We start from the raw sequence: 17224 nt of genomic DNA on the forward strand, positions 1-17224 counted from the left end.
GGTACAGGCTGGCTGGTTTTTGGAGCCGGAACGCCCAAAACAAAATATATGCCGGATAATGCCAGGATTGTCAAATTAGGAGCAGATATGATCAGTTTGGCCAGCAGTATTTCTAAGATACCCGCTCCTTATTTTAATGAGGCCAGCGACCTTAACTTTATCAATGGGACCTGGGTTTATAGCTATTGTACGAGTTGGGATGAACGCACTGTATGGCCTTATAGCAATATTGCTAAACCAACCGCATGCAACATATCTTATATGACGAGTAAAACACCCTTAAATCCGGATAGTTGGAAGTATCGCGATAATTACTTTAAGAATACYGGYGACGTTAAYGTGGGMCCTTTGACAAACAATCACACTCACGTGTTCAAGTTTAAAGASAAATATTATCTTGCYTACCATGCCATGTATTTACAGGATTATTTTAACACCAAGGGTGGTTTTCGTAATGCGGGTATCGAACCAATACAGGTAGATGAAGGGGGYGATGTGACTTTACCCATGGTCAGCGCAACTTTTAAAGGCCCCTCACAACTTAACCTATTAAATCCATTCGTTGTTCAGCAAGCAGAAACCACTGCGGGCACTTCGGGGCAAGTCCAGTTCGAAGCTGATGGCAATGAGGGTAATATGGTTGCCATAGGAGAAATAGATAAACAATGTCTTATGGTGCGGGGAGCCGATTTTAGCAAACATGTCCCTGCCAAATTCGAAGCCCGGGTGAAAGGAACAGGTAGAATTGATGTTTATGTAAATAATCTTAAAGGCCCGGCTCTTGTTTCCCTTATATGTGATGCGAAGGACTGGACTACGCTCTCAAAGAAAATAGAACTGAACATAAAGAAAGGAGTGGGGAATATCTATTTTGTATTTAAAGGAGAGGGTTTTTTGTTTGATGAATGGAAATTTTATTAAGTCCGATCAGAGGTTTGAAAATTAAATAAGAGAGAGTTTTAGTTGAATATAAGTGGATGCCTGGGGCCTTTACCGAGAGGTCCCGGCATTTTTTCTAACGCTGACAATTCTTTTCTCAACACGATGGAAATGAACAGTGATCTATTTGAACGCATGACGATTGCTGCGATATATGACACCTGGTCAAAAAAAGAGAACATGGAAAATCAAAAGATTTCAAAAGCGCCGGAATTAGATGAAAGTGAAATTAAAGCTTTGATAGAGGATTTTGATACGATTGGGATGTTGCTTAAGGAGCACCTTACCTTCTACAGTAACCCTACCTTAACGCCTAAAGCGAAAAAAATGTGTAACGAGGGCCTGGTTCTTATTAAGAAGTTCACTCAAAAATGTTTAGCACATTATGGGATTTAGAATATTATGGGATGCGTTACCTTCCAAAATAAGATTTCAACTATACGCTATGTGGATATGGGCAGGGCCACCCAGTTAAACAAGGCTCGCCTGTGGTAAAACAACAAATTGAAATAAAACCTAATTCTGTGTACGCCCGCGAATTTGATATCCGCGGCAAATGAAACCTGATTAAAAAAGAGAACATGAAAAATCAAATGATTTCAAAAGCGCGGGAATTAAATGAAAGTGACATTAAAGCTTTGATAGAAAATTTCGAAACGATTGGTATTTTGCTAAAGGAGCATCCTGCTTTCTTCAAGAACCCTCTCATATCGCCCGAATCGGAAAGAATATTTAACGAGGGCCTGGTACTTATTAAGAACTTCACTCAAAAATGTTTAGAACATTATGGGTTGCGTTACCTATCAGAGTAAGATTTCAACTATACGCTATGTGGATATGGGCTGGCACACGCAGTTAAACAGGTAACAAGTTAAAACAAGAAAATGTAGACCGCATGGTGTTCGTACTGAAATTAACAGGCAGTACTGGGGTTATTCGGATTGGACCATTGATTCGTCAATACGCTTCCTCCGGGAACATCCCTTGCCGCGAGCTGGAATCCTGGGCTGGCTTTAAACCAGGGGTTGGTGAAAAAAACGGCCGCAAATAAATAGTATCACGGAGAAGAAAAGATTATAGAACATTTTAGGATTATCGGACTTGCCAGCGCAGGCCAATTGACAATGAAAAATAAATATATAAAAAAAGGGATCCTTTGTATCCTGTTACTGGTAACGGTAAAAACAGCCACCTATGCGCAGCCTTCGGTGGCCGCATCAAAACGCGAACACGTGTGTATAGATAATGACTGGCGCTTTGCATTAGGGCATCCTTATGATCCGGCAAAGGATTTTTATAACGGAACCGGAGGTTTTTCCTATTTCGCTAAAACCGGCTTTGGCGACGGCGCTGCATCGCCGGGATTTGATGATAGGGGCTGGCRTAAAATTAACCTGCCGCACGACTGGGCGGTTGAACAGCCTTTTAGTCCTAAGGGTAGCACAAGCCACGGATCGAAGGCGATAGGCCGGAACTTTCCTGATGCCAGCGTGGGCTGGTATCGTAAAACTTTTGTTGTTCCCGCTACCGATCTGGGTAAGCATATATCCTTAGCTTTCGACGGTGTTTTTCGCAACAGCGTAGTTTGGGTCAACGGGCATTACCTGGGTACCGAGCCTAGTGGCTATAATAGCTTTGAGTACGATATTGCTGAATATTTGAACTATGGAGGTAATAATGTTATAGCAGTACGGGCTGATGCAACCATGGAAGAAGGCTGGTTTTATGAAGGCGCCGGTATTTACCGGCATGTTTGGCTCAATAAGGCCGACCAGCTGCATATTGCTCCCAACGGAACATGTGTTACAACCCAGGTGAAAAATAATATTGCTGATGTTAATGCAACGGCCACGATTATTAATAGCGATAAAAAAGCAAGAAGCTTCAGCGTAACGCAAACCATTGTTGACGCCGATGGTAAAACGCTTGCTACCGTCAAAGCGACAGGGCTTACTTTGAAACCTTTTACATCGCAGGATGTTAAAAGCGTTTTACCTGTAACTAATCCTAAGCTATGGTCGATAGAAACCCCCTTCCTGCACCGGTTGCTTACCACCGTTGAAGAGAATGGCGCTGTTACCGACAGTTATACAACAACATTTGGAATTCGCACCATCAGGTTTGATGCCAACGAAGGTTTTTTTCTGAATGGCAAACACGTTAAAATAAAGGGAACCAATAATCATCAGGATCATGCCGGTGTAGGTGCTGCCATGCCCGATGCTTTACAGGAGTTTCGGATCCGTACTTTAAAAGGTATGGGTTCCAATGCCTATCGCTGTTCACATCATCCGCCAACGCCCGAATTGCTGGATGCCTGCGATAAGTTGGGTATGCTGGTTATAGATGAAAATCGCTTAATGGGCGTAGCATCTACAGAACTAAATGACCTGAAAAGGATGATCCTGCGCGATAGAAACCATCCCAGTATCATCAGTTGGTCGATAGGGAACGAAGAGTGGGGTATTGAAGGTAATATTACCGGGGCGCGTATAGCCGCTACAATGCAGGCCTTTGCCAAATCTATTGATTCGGGCCGCTATATCACAGCAGCTATAAGTGGCGGCATTGGCAATGGGATATCAACAGAAATAGATGTGTTGGGCTATAATTATGTAGCAACTAAAAATACCGACGAACAGCATAAGAAGTTCCCCAAACAGTTTAGCTGGGGTACCGAGGAAGGATCGACCGTGGCCTCACGAGGAATTTATGAGGATGATATGGGTAAGCAGCAACTTGTTGCATACGACAGAAAGCAAAACGAATTTTTTTATAGCCTGGAGCAAGGCTGGAAACATTATGCGGCGCGCCCCTACCTGGCAGGTATGTTCATATGGACGGGGTTTGATTACCGCGGCGAGCCTACACCGTTTGGGTGGCCTTCGGTAGTATCCTATTTTGGTATGGTTGATGCCTGTGGCTTTCCTAAAGACGATTACTATTATTTAAAATCATGGTGGACGGATCAAACCGTGATACACCTGCTGCCACACTGGAACTGGCAAGGTAAAGAAGGCCAGGAAATAAGGGTATGCGCTTATAGTAACTGCGACGAAGTTGAACTTTTTCTGAATAAAAAAAGTCTCGGTAAAAAAATTATGGAACCAAACGGGCACCTGGAATGGCAGGTAAAATATCAACCAGGAACGTTGGAAGCCATGGGCTACAAAAAAGGTGCAAAAGCAGGTAGCGATATTGTTAAAACTAGTTTGGCACCTGCTCAAATTAAATTACAGGCCGATAGGGCAGCAATAAAAGCCGATGGAAAGGATATTGCCATAATTGCCGTACAGGCTGCTGATAAAAATGCTTTGGGCGTGCCAACGGCCGAAAATGAGGTTGGTTTTTCAATTGAGGGACCTGGTAAAATTATAGGCGTAGGCAACGGAAATCAGACTTCGCTTGAACCCGATCAATATGTAGAGCGGGTTAACCTGGCAAGTATTGGCAATTTAAAGGAAAAATTTGTTGACGATTTAAATGTAAAGGCCGAAGTAGCGGCAGATTATGACGACAGCGGTTGGCAAACTGCATTTAAAGATGTGCGGGATGATAATTTTGGGCAAAAAGTAAAAGCCTTGGTTTACAGGGCCGGCTTTTCCATTCCCACTGATGCTACAGCTGCTACCGCTACATTTTTCAGTAAAAATATTGGCAAAGTGCAAAGCATTTATATTAACGGTAAGCAGATAGCTAAAGAAATTAAGGAGAGTAATGAAAGCCCCGAACTTAAACTGGATGCCTCATTACTGCACCCGGGCATCAATACCATAGCTATTGTGGCAACGCCATTGCTCAAAGCGAATATCTGGTCGGCCGTTAATACCGATCCAGGTTTAATCCAGCTGCTTTATTCGGCTGCGCCTTATAAAAGAAAACTATTTAACGGGAACGCCCAGGTTATTGTACAATCGACCGGGCAGCCAGGCCAGATAATATTAAAAGCAACCTCGCCAGGTTTAAAAGCAACTGTTGTTCAAATTACGGCCGCAAATAAATAGCACCGGCAAAAAGAGAAGAAATAATAATTTATGAAATATACGATTGCCTGTTTTATGGCATTTTTCGTGGCCGGCGGAGTTTCGGCACAAAGCAAAAGTGAGGTTGCGCTTAAAGCGAAGATCAATAGCATCGTTAGTAAAATGACGCTGGAAGAAAAAATAGGAATGCTACATGGAAACGCGCTTTTTTCTTCGGCAGGCGTACCACGTTTAGGTATCCCGGAGCTAACATGCGATGATGGGCCCTTAGGTGTGCGTGAAGAGATAAAGCGTTTTGATTGGGCATCGGCTAACTGGACAACCGATTCTGCCACGTTTTTACCAAATGGTTCGGCAATAGCGGCCACCTGGAACCCGGTTATGGCTAACAAATATGGAGTTGTAATAGGGGAGGAGGCCAATGCCCGTAAAAAGATTGTAATGCTTGCACCGGCATTCAATATTTGCAGGATGCCCCTTTGCGGCCGTACCTATGAATATTATTCGGAAGATCCCTATTTAAACAGTCAATTGGCCGTTCAATCTGTAAAAGGAATTCAAAGCCAGCATGTGGCAGCCTGTATAAAACATTTTGCCGCCAATAACCAGGAACTTAACCGCGATAGCGTAAATACGATAGTTGATGAAAGGGCATTGCGCGAAATTTATTTCCCGGCATTTAAAGCAGCCATACAGCAAGGGGATGCCTACACCATTATGTCGGCCTACAATAAGCTGAATGGTTATTGGTGTTCCGAGAATGATTTTTTATTAAATAAAGTACTGAAAAACGAATGGGGCTTTAAAGGAGTGGTCATGTCGGATTGGTCCGGGACGCACCATACCGTTGCCGCGGCCAATAACGGGTTGGACATTGAAATGGGGTCAAGCGGACCGTATGATCAATGGTATTTTGCCCAACCCTTACTCAAAGCTGTTAAGGAAGGCCAGGTTTCGGTAAAAACAATAGATGATAAGGTGCGCAGGATTTTGTGGGTAATGTACCATACCTCCATGAGTGCCAACCATCCCAAAGGATCTATCGCTACAGCAGCGCATGCCAAAACCGCCTATGATATTGCCTCAGAATCTATCGTTTTGCTAAAAAACGACAACCATTTGTTGCCTTTAAAAGCGGGTAACATTAAAAGCATTGCTGTCATTGGCGATAATGCCATCCGCACATTTGCTTTGGGCGGGTATGGAGCCGGTGTAAAAGCGCAACACGAGATAACCGCGTTAGCGGGCATAAAATCAAGGTTCGGCAAAACAGCGAGTATCAGCTTTGCCCGGGGCTATAAAGCAAACTACCTGGCAAGTAATAGTGACGAACAAAATCGTGGCTATGCCCAACCCGATCAAAAACTGATTGATGAGGCGGTAGCGCTTGCTAAAACCAGCGATGTCGCCATATTATGTATCGGTTCAAACCGTGAATATGAAAGTGAAGCCCATGACCGTAAAAGCCTGGAACTGCCTTTTGGCGAGCAGGCATTGGTTAACGCGGTTACAGCCGTTAATGCCAATACCATCATTGTAATAATGGGCGGCGCTCCGTATAACCTGAATGAAATCAAAAAAGCCAATCATGCAGTTGTCTGGTCGTGGTTTAACGGCTCGGAGGCTGGGAATGCACTGGCTGATGTATTAAAAGGTGTCATTAATCCGTCGGGAAAGCTGCCGTTTACCTTCCCGGTCTCGTTAAAAGATTCCCCTGCTTTCGTTTTAAATACTTATCCGGGCGAAGGCGCTACGGCTGAATATAAAGAGGGCATACTTGTTGGCTACCGCTGGTACGATACTAAGAAAATTGAACCCCAATTCCCTTTTGGTTATGGGCTTTCCTATACTGATTTTTCCATCAGCAAACTTTCCACAGATAAATCAAGCTATAAAAAGGGTGAAACCATCCACGCAAAATTCACCATCAAAAATACAGGTAGCCGTTATGGTGCTGAAGTTGTGCAATTATATGTAAGCGATCCGGTTTGTTCTGTTTTGCGTCCTGAAAAAGAATTAAAAGCTTTCCAGAAAGTTTTTCTGCAGCCTGGCGAAACGAAAACAGTTGAACTGGATGTAAAGGTTGGCGATCTGGCTTTTTATGACGAGACAAAAAAATCATGGAAAGTTGAAGCCGGCGAATTTATTATTCAGTTAGGTAATTCGTCACGCGAGATTTCAAAAACAGTAAAAATCCTGGTTAAATAAACCCGAATACCGATAAACTTAGAAATAATTTTCAATGGAAATGACCTGTTGGTCTTGTAAAATAAGTGTAAGAAAACAATTAATAATATTGACTTTGACTATAAAAAAAATATTACCCATTTCAAGTTTGTGCCTGCTCCTGTTCACTGCAACAAGCTTGCAAGCCCAAAACCCAATTATCCAAACCATTTTTACCGCCGATCCGGCACCTATGGTGTACCACGACACCGTATTTTTGTATACCGGCCACGACGAGGATAAAGCTACGCCGTTCATTATGAAGGATTGGCACTTATTTTCAACCACAGATATGGTGAATTGGACCGACAGGGGCGCGCCGTTATCGGTAAAAACATTCTCATGGGCAAGTAAAGATGCCTGGGCCGGGCAGTGTATTTTTCGTAATGGTAAATTTTACTGGTATGTGCCGATGACCCGGGCTGACGGCAAAGGTATGGCTATTGGGGTAGCCGTTGGCACAACAGCCGAAGGGCCATTTATTGATGCCATTGGCCATCCCTTAGCTTACACTGGCCTTGGCGATATTGACCCCACGGTATTTATTGATACCGATGGCCAGGCTTATCTGTATTGGGGAAACCCACAGTTGTTTTATGTGAGATTAAATCAGGATATGATCTCTTATTCAGGAGAGATACAAAAAGTCCCGCTTACGGAGCAAGGGTTTGGGAAACGTACCGGAAATCCCAACCGTTTCAGCCAATACGAGGAAGGGCCCTGGTTTTATAAACGAAAAAACATGTATTATATGGTATATCCTGCCGGTGGTGTGCCGGAGCATATAGCTTATTCTACCAGTACCGGGCCAACTGGTCCGTGGGTGTACCGGGATACACTTATGCGCATTATCAAGAAACGCGGCGCATTTACAAACCACCCTGGGATGATAGATTACCATGGTAAATCATACTTTTTTTATCACAACGAAGCTTTACCGGGCGGAGGGGGTTTTACAAGGTCGGTTTGTGTTGATCAATTTACTTATCAACCTGACGGTACAATTCCGATGATCACCCCGACTACCGAAGGCGTAACCGAAGCAGTAAGAAACCTAAATCCTTTTGTTCGTCAGGAGGCCGAAACAATAGCCTGGGAATCGGGTGTTAGTACCGCGATAGGGAATAATGGAATATACGTAACAGCTATAGATAGTGGTGATTATATTAAAGTACGAAGCGTGGATTTTAAAAGAGACCCAAAGTCATTTTATGCGAATGTGGCAGCAAATACCGATGAAGGTATAATAGAGATACACATTGACAGTCCCACCGGTTTCTTACTGGGCACCTTATCCGTAAAAAGCACAGGCGGTTTGGAAATATGGGGAACCCAATCTGTTGCGGTTAACAAAGCAAGAGGTATTCACGATGTGTACTTTGTGTTTAAAGGTGGCCAGGGGCATTTGTTTAATTTCAACTGGTGGAAATTCATTTAGAAATAAATAGGGGCTTAAGAATTTACTTAATGTAGTCGTTCGCGTAAGATTTGTACCCGAGGGAAATTTTAATGGAAATGCCCCGTTGGCTCTATAAAATAAGTGTAAAAAACACAATAAATAATATTAAATTTCATGATGAAAAAGTTATTACCCATTTCAAGTTTGTGCCTGTTCCTGTTCACAGCAACAAGCTTAAAAGCGCAAAACCCTAAGCTTACGCTTGATTTAACCAAGCCAGGCGCAAATGTAAGTCCGCAACTGTATGGGTTGATGACCGAAGAGATCAACCATTCTTACGATGGCGGTTTGTATGCCGAGCTGATCAGGAACAGGATCTTTAAAGACAACCGCAATACGCCGGAAGCCTGGAGCGTAATCAAAGAAGGTGGCGCGAAGGCCACCATTCAATTGGTTGCCACAAACTCCGACTATGTACCGGCAGATCAGCGGCGCCATGCAATTAATGGCGCGTTAACTACCTGTTTAAGATTATTGGTGGATACCGGCGGTGGTAGGGCCGGTATTGCAAATGAAGGCTATTGGGGCATACCTGTTTTGCCTAATACAACTTATAACGCCTCTTTTTATATTAAGGGTACAGAAGGTAAGCCAGTGCCTAACGAGCCATGGGCTCCCAAGCATACAGCTGCTGTTACGGTAATTGCCGATAACACGGCTGGGCCTATAACCGTAAGCATAGAAAGTAATGACGGTAAAACAATATATGCTTCGGGGACTATTAATTTAGTAAAAAGCACCTTTTGGAAAAAATATGAACTTAAATTAACAACCGGCGCTGGTGTTAAACCAACAACTGACGCTCGTTTTGTTATTTCCACAAACCGTACCGGGGTTTATTATTTTAACCTCGTCTCTTTATTTCCGCCAACCTATCATAACCGCGCTAATGGGAACCGGGTAGATCTAATGAAGTTACTGGCCGATATGAAACCCCGTTTTTTACGTTTTCCCGGCGGTAATTTCCTCGAAGGCCCGAAATTGACCGATGCCTTCCCATGGAAGACCACTTTAGGCGCGCTTGAAAATCGTCCCGGCCATACCGGCTCATGGGGCTATCGCCCTACCGACGGGATGGGCTTGCTTGAATTTTTAGAATGGTGCGAAGACCTGAAGATGGAACCGCTTCTTGCCGTTCATGCCGGCTATTCACTTGATGGCGACCATGTGGACGCAGGCCCGCTTTTAAAACCATATGTAGATGATGCGCTTGATGAAATTGAATATGTTACGGGCGACGTACACACCTACTGGGGCGCTAAGCGCGCGGCAGACGGGCACCCGGCACCCTTTAAACTCAGCTATGTGGAGATTGGTAACGAAGACGGGTTTGACGAATCTGGCAGTTACGACGGACGTTTTGCCCAGTTTTATGATGGCATTAAAGCCAAATACCCTAACCTTCACTGTATTGCAAGCATCGGCGGTAAAGACTGGCTTGGGAGCAGGAGTAAATTAACCATTCGCAAGCCCGAAATTGTAGATGAACATTATTACCGCAATGCCTGGGGAATGGAAGAGGATGCGGCACATTATGATAACTACGACCGCAATGGCTATAAAGTGTTTGTAGGTGAATGGGCAACAACGGAAGGCATGCCCACCACCACTTTGAATGCCGCCCTCGGTGATGCCGCGTGGATGACGGGTATGGAACGTAACTCAGACGTCGTTATCCGCTCATGCTATGCGCCTTTATTTGCAAATGTAAATAAGGCTACCGCAACCGTGCCGAAAGCATGGCAATGGGAATCAAACCTGATAGGTTATGATGCATTGACAAGTTTTGGTTCGCCCTCGTACCATGTACAGGTAATGTTTAACAGCTATATCGGCAATAAAGTGGTGCCTATAGCAGGCGCCAATATCCCCACCCAAACGCGGCCTGCCACCAAACAGGACAGCGCGGCGAACAACATGCCCAAACCTATACCAGGCATGTTTTATGTAGCTACCCGGGACACCAAAACGGGAAAACTGTTTCTTAAAGTAGTAAATGCAACAGGAAAGCCGCAGCAGGTTGATATCGATCTGAAGGGTGCCGGAAAACTTTCTCCCGAGGGTATTACCGTGGTCATAAAAGGTGATAAACCCGAAGATACGAACACGATCAGCGATCCAGTAAAGATAGTTCCGGTTACCTCCAGGATAAAAGTGGCAGGCGCTAAGTTTACAAGAACTTTCGATCCATATTCAGTAAGCGTGCTTCAAATAAATACATTAAATAAATAATTGAATCCAGGTAAGAATACCAGGACAAAAAACAAATGTCAATATGAGAAATGCGATTTACAGGTTATGGACGACGGCCTTACTTATCACGCTTATAGCGCCCTGCTTATACGCGCAAAAAGCCACTAATCCTGTTATTTATGCAGATGTTCCCGATATCTCTATGATCAGGGTTGGTAAAAATTATTATATGAGCAGTACAACGATGCACATGAATCCCGGGGTGCCTATTATGAAATCTACAGATCTTGTCAATTGGAAAATCATCAACTATGCCTATGATACTTTGGCAGATATGCCGGAGCTAAATTTGACAGAAGGTAAAAACACATACGGCAAGGGTTCATGGGCGAGCAGTCTGCGCTTCCATAAAGGTATGTATTATGTAACCACTTTTGCACAAACCACAGGTGAAACTTATATTTTTAAAACGAAAGATATAGAAAAAGGAAATTGGGAAAGAATTTCCTTTAAACCAGCGTATCATGACCATTCTCTGTTTTTTGATGATGATGGCAAAGCCTATTTAATTTATGATGCAGATAGACTAAAACTTGTTGAATTAAATGACGATCTGACGGGAGTTAGACCAGGCGTTCCGGTGAAAGTTATCATTGAAAACGCCCACGCACCAGCAGGAAACGACATGGGCATTGGCGCTGAAGGATCTCAATTATATAAAATAAATGGAAAATATTATCTATTTAATATTTGCGCCCCACGAGGTAAAAACAGAACTGTAGTTATACATAGGGCAGATGATATCAACGGTCCTTGGGAAGGAAAAGTTGGCTTACAGGATAGAGGAATTGCCCAGGGTGGACTTATTGAGACGCCAGACGGACGCTGGTTCTCTTATCTCTTTCGCGATTTTGGTTCTGTTGGCCGAATTCCCTATCTGGTTCCTGTAAAGTGGGAAGACGGTTGGCCTGTATTAGGAGAAAACGGAAAAGCCCCGGATACATTAGATCTGCCAGCCAGTAGAGGTTTGATCCCAGGCATTGTTGCTTCGGACGAGTTTACCCGTAAAAAAGGCGAACGTGCATTACCACTGGTTTGGCAATGGAACCATAACCCGGATAATAGTTTGTGGTCTGTTACAGCGCGGAAAGGGTATTTACGACTCAGCACCGGCAGGATCGACACCAATTTCCTGATGGCACGAAATTCATTGACACAACGCACTATCGGCCCGGTATGCTCCGGGACAGTTTCGCTCGACATTTCTAAAATGAAAGATGGTGATTTTGCGGGTTTGGGCCTTTTGCAAAAAAATTACGGATTGGCCGGTGTCAAAATAACAGGGAATAGCAAAGCTGTCTTAATGATTAATGCAAGTACCGGAAAACCTGTAGAAGCACAAAAAATCCCCTTAAATCAAAAGGTAGTGTACTTTAAGGCGGAATGCAATTTTACAAACAGAAAAGACGGGGCAGATTTTTTTTATAGCCTGGAAGGGAAAACGTGGATACCATTGGGCACACAATTAAAAATGGCTTATAGCATCCCGCATTTTATGGGCTATCGTTTTGCTTTGTTTAGTTATGCTACAAAAAATATAGGGGGAGCGGCCGACTTTGACTTTTTTCATATAACAGATTCCATTTCCCCGGAAAAATAAAATTCAACCAGTTAAACAAATAAATAGGCATCCTGACATTAACAAGATGTAGTAAGCAAGAAATTAATGATTTAAGCGTAAAACCAGTTATTACAACACTAATAAGTCGTTGAACGCAACCAGTTACATATTATTGACAATATAAATCTCCGATAGATGACCACAACCTGGAAAGTTTTAACTTTTTTAATAGTATTTAGTTTTTGTACATCTGTAAAGGCGCAAAACACGGGTGTTGCGCTAACCCCACCCATGGGATGGAACAGTTACAATTGTTACGGTATGACGGTTCATGAGGATGAGGTAAAAGCAAATGCTGATTACGTTGCTAAAAACCTGAAGGCGCATGGCTGGCAGTATATAGTGGTGGATTTTTTATGGTCCTTTGATAGCCGAAGCAGCGACCCGTTTCAAAAAAGACTTAAAGATGGCTCATATAGCCCCTGGCTGGCTATGGACCAATGGGGGCGTCTAACACCTGATACAATTAAGTTTCCGTCGGCAATGGGCGGTAAAGGGTTTAAGCCATTGGCTGACTACGTCCATTCGCTGGGGTTGAAATTTGGTATTCATGTAATGCGTGGCATCCCACGCCAGGCAGTATGGGCAAAATCACCCGTAATGGGCACTAATGGCATAACTGCTGATATGATAGCCGATACCGGTTCAAAATGCGCCTGGAACAACCACATGTTTGGCCTGAATATGGCTAAACCCGGAGCGCAGGAATACCTGAATTCAATATTGAAGTTATATGCCGCTTGGAACGTCGATTTTATTAAGGTTGATGACTTATCGGCTCCTTATCGCACTGCGGAGCTTGAGGGCTACCACGAGGCAATTGATAGTTGCGGCAGGGCCATCGTGTTCAGTACATCACCAGGGGCTACGCCTGTTTTTAAAGCTGATAACTTAAAACAAAATGCCAATATGTGGCGGGTGGCCAATGACTTTTGGGACGAATGGCCCGCCGTATTGCAAATGTTTAATTATGGCAAACAATGGGAAGGCCTTGGCGGCCCCGGCCATTGGCCCGATTGTGATATGATACAGATAGGCAAGTTGTCAAAACGGGGCCCTGTAGGTGCCGAGCGTTATAGCCGTTTTACAAAAGACGAGGAGTATTCGCATATGACATTTTGGACCATCTTCCGCTCCCCGTTAATTTTGGGCGGCAACCTGCCCGAAAACAGGGAACAGGAATTGAAACTGTTTACAAACGATGAGGTGATAGCCGTTAACCAACATGGGACCGAACCGCGCCAGTTATACAAAACTAATGATGCAATAGTTTGGTATTCGCACGTGCCCAATAGTAAGGATATTTATGTCGCTTTATTCAACCTGGCGGCACAGCCGCAGGATGTGGATGTAAACTTTGCCCAACTTGGCCTGGAAGGAAAGGTAGTCGTTCGGGACCTTTGGGAAAAACAAGATGTAGGTACCTTTAAAAAAGGATATAAAAAAACGATCAATACACACGGGGCCGCTTTGTTAAAACTATCGTTGCTTAATTAGGGTCCGGCTAACTTATAAGGGGGAAATAAAAATTTCGGCTCCTTCGCGCTGTAACCGATAATGCTTACATCAAAGCAATATCGCCAGGGTTAAACACATCTGCTGTTGAACCTACAGCCACAGATAAATAGCATCGACAAAAAATAAAAGAAAGACTAATTTATGAAATATACCATTGCCTGTTTTATGGCATTTTTCGTGGCCGGCGGCGTTTGGGCACAAAACAAAAGCGAGGCTGCACTTAAAGCGAAGATCAGCATCATCATCAGCAAAATGACGCTGAAAAAAAAGACGTGCTCCATGGCAACGCGCCGAAATATGGGATGGTTTCACAACTAAATGTATTATTCTACAATTCAAAAACACGCTCATTTTTATGAAAACGATATTTATGACCTTCTTTTTGCTTTTGGCCGGCATTAATTTTAGTCTCGCTCAAAGTCAAAATGGTATTGAACGAAAACAACTATTTGATTATAACTGGAAGTTTTTTCTGGGAGATACTATGTCTGCAAAATCAAAAGATTTTAACGATATGAGTTGGCGAAGCCTTGATTTACCACACGATTGGAGTATAGAAGGGAAAATAAGCCCCAAAAACCCGACGGGCGGAGCCGGTGGATACTTTCCTGCAGGAATTGGCTGGTACCGGAAAGCTTTCAAAGCCCCGGCTGAATGGAAAGGCAAAAAGGTTTCCATTTACTTTGAAGGAGTTTATATGAATTCTGAAGTTTTCATTAACGGGAAATCACTTGGAGTTTATCCTTATGGCTATTCGTCATTTAGCTATGACCTTTCACCGTTTCTGGATTTTAATCATGAGAATGTGATAGCCGTACGGGTTGATAATTCGCAACAGGTGAACAGCAGGTGGTACAGCGGTTCCGGGATCTATCGCCACGTTTGGATGAATGTTACCGATGCTGTGCATATAGCCGAGTGGGGAGTTTCAGTTGCCACTCCAGATGTGTCTGCAAAAAAAGCAACCGTTCAAATTAAAACATTAATTAAAAACGAAACCGGGTCGCCTCAACATCTGGTGCTTAGTACCTTGCTGAAAGGGCCAAACGCTAAAAACGCAGGCAATAAACAAGTAACTGTTGACATGGCTGCTAACAGCGAAAAGGAAATTGCTCAAACAATTACGGTATCAGCCCCCATGTTATGGGCGCCGGAAACGCCGCATTTATATAGTGCCCGGATACAGGTATTGCAAAATAAAAAAATAGTTGACCAAACAGCGACCGGGTTTGGCATACGTTCCATCAAATTTACTACGGAAAACGGGTTTCAGCTTAACGGAAAAACAGTAAAACTGAATGGAGGGTGTGTGCATCATGACAATGGCTGCCTGGGTGCCGCTGCTTTTGACCGTGCAGAGGAACGCAAGGTTGAACTGCTCAAAGAGGCGGGGTTCAATGCTGTAAGAACTTCTCACAATCCACCATCCCCGGCATTTTTAAATGCTTGTGACAGATTAGGCTTATTGGTTGTTGATGAAGCATTTGACTGTTGGAAAGTAGGGAAAAACAAACATGATTATGCCGAATATTTTAACAAGTGGTGGAAACGCGATCTGGAAGCCATGGTTATGCGGGATCGTAATCATCCATCAATCGTCATATGGAGCATTGGTAATGAGATAGCAGAAAGGGGTAGCCAGGGAGCCGTAGAAACGGCCAGAATGCTTGCAGGTGCCATAAAAAAAATAGATGCTGTCCGTCCGGTTACATCGGCCATTGTGGATAATGGTAAAGACTGGGCAACGCTTGATTCCTTGATGGCGGCGCATGACATTGGCGGGTATAATTATCATTTGCAGAGCGCGCCTGCTGATCATCAGCGGGTACCCTCACGAATGATCATTCAAACTGAATCGTACCCCAAGGATGCTTTTGCCAATTGGAAGCTGGTAGAAGACAACAATTATGTTCTTGGTGATTTTGTTTGGACGGCTATAGATTATCTTGGAGAATCAGGAATAGGTCGTTGGTATTATTCGGGCGATATGCCTGGCGAACACTGGGAACATGATTTTTTCCCCTGGCATGGTGCTTATTGTGGAGATGTTGATCTGATTGGATGGAGGAAGCCGATTTCGCATTATCGTAACTTGTTATACAATAATACCGAAAAACTTTTCATGGCTGTCCGGGAACCTGAACCAGCCCCCTTGGAAATTAAAACAACGTGGTGGTCTGTTTGGCCAACCTGGGAAAGCTGGACCTGGCCGGATTATGTTGGAAAGGATATTAAAGTGGAAGTTTATTCAAAATATCCCAAGGTGCGCCTTTATCTCAACAATAAACTTATTGGCGAAAAACCTACGGCAATAGCGCAGGAACATAAAGCCGAATTCACCGTGCCCTATTCGCCGGGACAGCTCAAGGCTGTCGGTGTGGATAACGATAAAGAGGTTGAATCAACTGTTTTGCAAACGTCGGGCGGAGCTGCAAAAATAAAATTGACTGCCGACCATAAAAAGTTATTGGCAAATGGGCAAGATTTGGCCTATGTCACCATTGAGATAACAGACAGTGCCGGCATAGTTCAACCGAATGCTATAAATCGCCTGCATTTTAAAATTGAAGGGCCTGCCACCATTGCGGGAGCAGATAATGCCGATTTGAAGGACACAGATCCATATGCAGCGGATACACGTAAGGCCTGGCACGGACGTGCCTTGGTTGTTATCAGAAGCACGCACAGTTCGGGCGATATTAAATTGACGGTTACTTCCCCCAACCTATCAGGGGCTATTTTATATATCAAAGCCATTGGGCATTAGCGCTAATGCCTAATGGCTTATAACTTATAAAGAATTGTAATTAAATTTAATCCGGCGTCCTGAGGCATTGTTAGTTAATTTATTATAGTTGATCATCATGTGTCTGGCTAGTTAAATGGGTGTTGATGGATAAAGTATTTTAAATGAAGGATCAAAATTTTATAAAATAATGATATGAAAAGCTTTTTTTTAGTTTTGAGCCTTTTTTGGGGGGCAGTAGGTTATGGATATACCACTGATGTTGACCCCTCTTCGCCAATCTAAAGTGACCCCTCTGAGTTAGGGTTTGAAAGAGAGTAAAGTTGTTGTACAGATAGGCTCCTGAGAGCGGATGTTTTTGTCCGGTTTAACAACTATTATTTTTACAAAAATACATTTTCTGATTTAGAGTTTCTTCTCCTTAGTGATTCGCCATACAATTCGACCCTTAATGAGTGGTGAACAATGCGGTCAAGTAT

11 protein-coding genes are annotated in these 17224 nt (G+C 43.6%); all 11 read left to right on the top strand.

Features of this window, described 5'->3' with window-relative positions:
• On the top strand, window positions 1-921 hold a 921-nt coding region (locus AC1DV1_RS30145; RefSeq protein WP_477368134.1), incomplete at its 5' end, for a hypothetical protein.
• A gap of 123 nt (window positions 922-1044) precedes the next feature.
• Window positions 1045-1335 (top strand): hypothetical protein, encoded by a 291-nt coding sequence (locus tag AC1DV1_RS30150; RefSeq protein WP_477368137.1) that lies wholly within the window; start codon window positions 1045-1047, stop codon window positions 1333-1335.
• 185 nt (window positions 1336-1520) lie between these two features.
• Window positions 1521-1751: a hypothetical protein gene (locus tag AC1DV1_RS30155; protein WP_477368140.1), complete on the top strand. Its 231-nt coding sequence runs from the start codon at window positions 1521-1523 to the stop codon at window positions 1749-1751.
• 312 nt (window positions 1752-2063) lie between these two features.
• Window positions 2064-4943, top strand: coding sequence for a beta-galactosidase GalA (galA, locus tag AC1DV1_RS30160; RefSeq protein WP_477368143.1), 2880 nt, complete (start codon window positions 2064-2066; stop codon window positions 4941-4943).
• A gap of 30 nt (window positions 4944-4973) precedes the next feature.
• Window positions 4974-7130 (top strand): glycoside hydrolase family 3 C-terminal domain-containing protein, encoded by a 2157-nt coding sequence (locus AC1DV1_RS30165; RefSeq protein WP_477368147.1) that lies wholly within the window; start codon window positions 4974-4976, stop codon window positions 7128-7130.
• Between the two features lie 94 nt (window positions 7131-7224).
• Window positions 7225-8586, top strand: a complete 1362-nt coding sequence (locus tag AC1DV1_RS30170) for a glycoside hydrolase family 43 protein (protein ID WP_477368151.1) — start codon at window positions 7225-7227, stop codon at window positions 8584-8586.
• 135 nt (window positions 8587-8721) lie between these two features.
• Window positions 8722-10839, top strand: coding sequence for an alpha-L-arabinofuranosidase C-terminal domain-containing protein (locus AC1DV1_RS30175; protein ID WP_477368154.1), 2118 nt, complete (start codon window positions 8722-8724; stop codon window positions 10837-10839).
• 43 nt (window positions 10840-10882) lie between these two features.
• Window positions 10883-12460, top strand: coding sequence for a glycoside hydrolase family 43 protein (locus AC1DV1_RS30180; protein WP_477368157.1), 1578 nt, complete (start codon window positions 10883-10885; stop codon window positions 12458-12460).
• Window positions 12461-12616: 156 nt separating this feature from the next.
• Window positions 12617-13978 (top strand): glycoside hydrolase family 27 protein, encoded by a 1362-nt coding sequence (locus tag AC1DV1_RS30185; protein ID WP_477368160.1) that lies wholly within the window; start codon window positions 12617-12619, stop codon window positions 13976-13978.
• A 162-nt stretch (window positions 13979-14140) separates the two neighbouring features.
• Window positions 14141-14317, top strand: coding sequence for a hypothetical protein (locus AC1DV1_RS30190; protein ID WP_477368163.1), 177 nt, complete (start codon window positions 14141-14143; stop codon window positions 14315-14317).
• Window positions 14318-14354: 37 nt separating this feature from the next.
• The gene (locus tag AC1DV1_RS30195) at window positions 14355-16766 is read left to right on the top strand and encodes a glycoside hydrolase family 2 TIM barrel-domain containing protein (protein ID WP_477368166.1); all 2412 of its coding nucleotides are present in this window, start codon (window positions 14355-14357) and stop codon (window positions 16764-16766) included.
• Window positions 16767-17224 lie beyond the last annotated feature (458 nt).

This window comes from Mucilaginibacter sp. P4_D1 (assembly GCF_056401935.1).

Excerpts from the sequence above, each read along its gene's own strand:
- AC1DV1_RS30150 (WP_477368137.1), top strand. The coding sequence starts at position 1,045 with ATGGAAATGAACAGTGATCTATTTGAACGCATGACGATTGCTGCGATA.
- AC1DV1_RS30155 (WP_477368140.1), top strand. The coding sequence starts at position 1,521 with ATGAAAAATCAAATGATTTCAAAAGCGCGGGAATTAAATGAAAGTGAC.
- AC1DV1_RS30165 (WP_477368147.1), top strand. The coding sequence starts at position 4,974 with ATGAAATATACGATTGCCTGTTTTATGGCATTTTTCGTGGCCGGCGGA.
- AC1DV1_RS30175 (WP_477368154.1), top strand. The coding sequence starts at position 8,722 with ATGATGAAAAAGTTATTACCCATTTCAAGTTTGTGCCTGTTCCTGTTC.
- AC1DV1_RS30180 (WP_477368157.1), top strand. The coding sequence starts at position 10,883 with ATGAGAAATGCGATTTACAGGTTATGGACGACGGCCTTACTTATCACG.
- AC1DV1_RS30185 (WP_477368160.1), top strand. The coding sequence starts at position 12,617 with ATGACCACAACCTGGAAAGTTTTAACTTTTTTAATAGTATTTAGTTTT.
- AC1DV1_RS30190 (WP_477368163.1), top strand. The coding sequence starts at position 14,141 with ATGAAATATACCATTGCCTGTTTTATGGCATTTTTCGTGGCCGGCGGC.
- AC1DV1_RS30195 (WP_477368166.1), top strand. The coding sequence starts at position 14,355 with ATGAAAACGATATTTATGACCTTCTTTTTGCTTTTGGCCGGCATTAAT.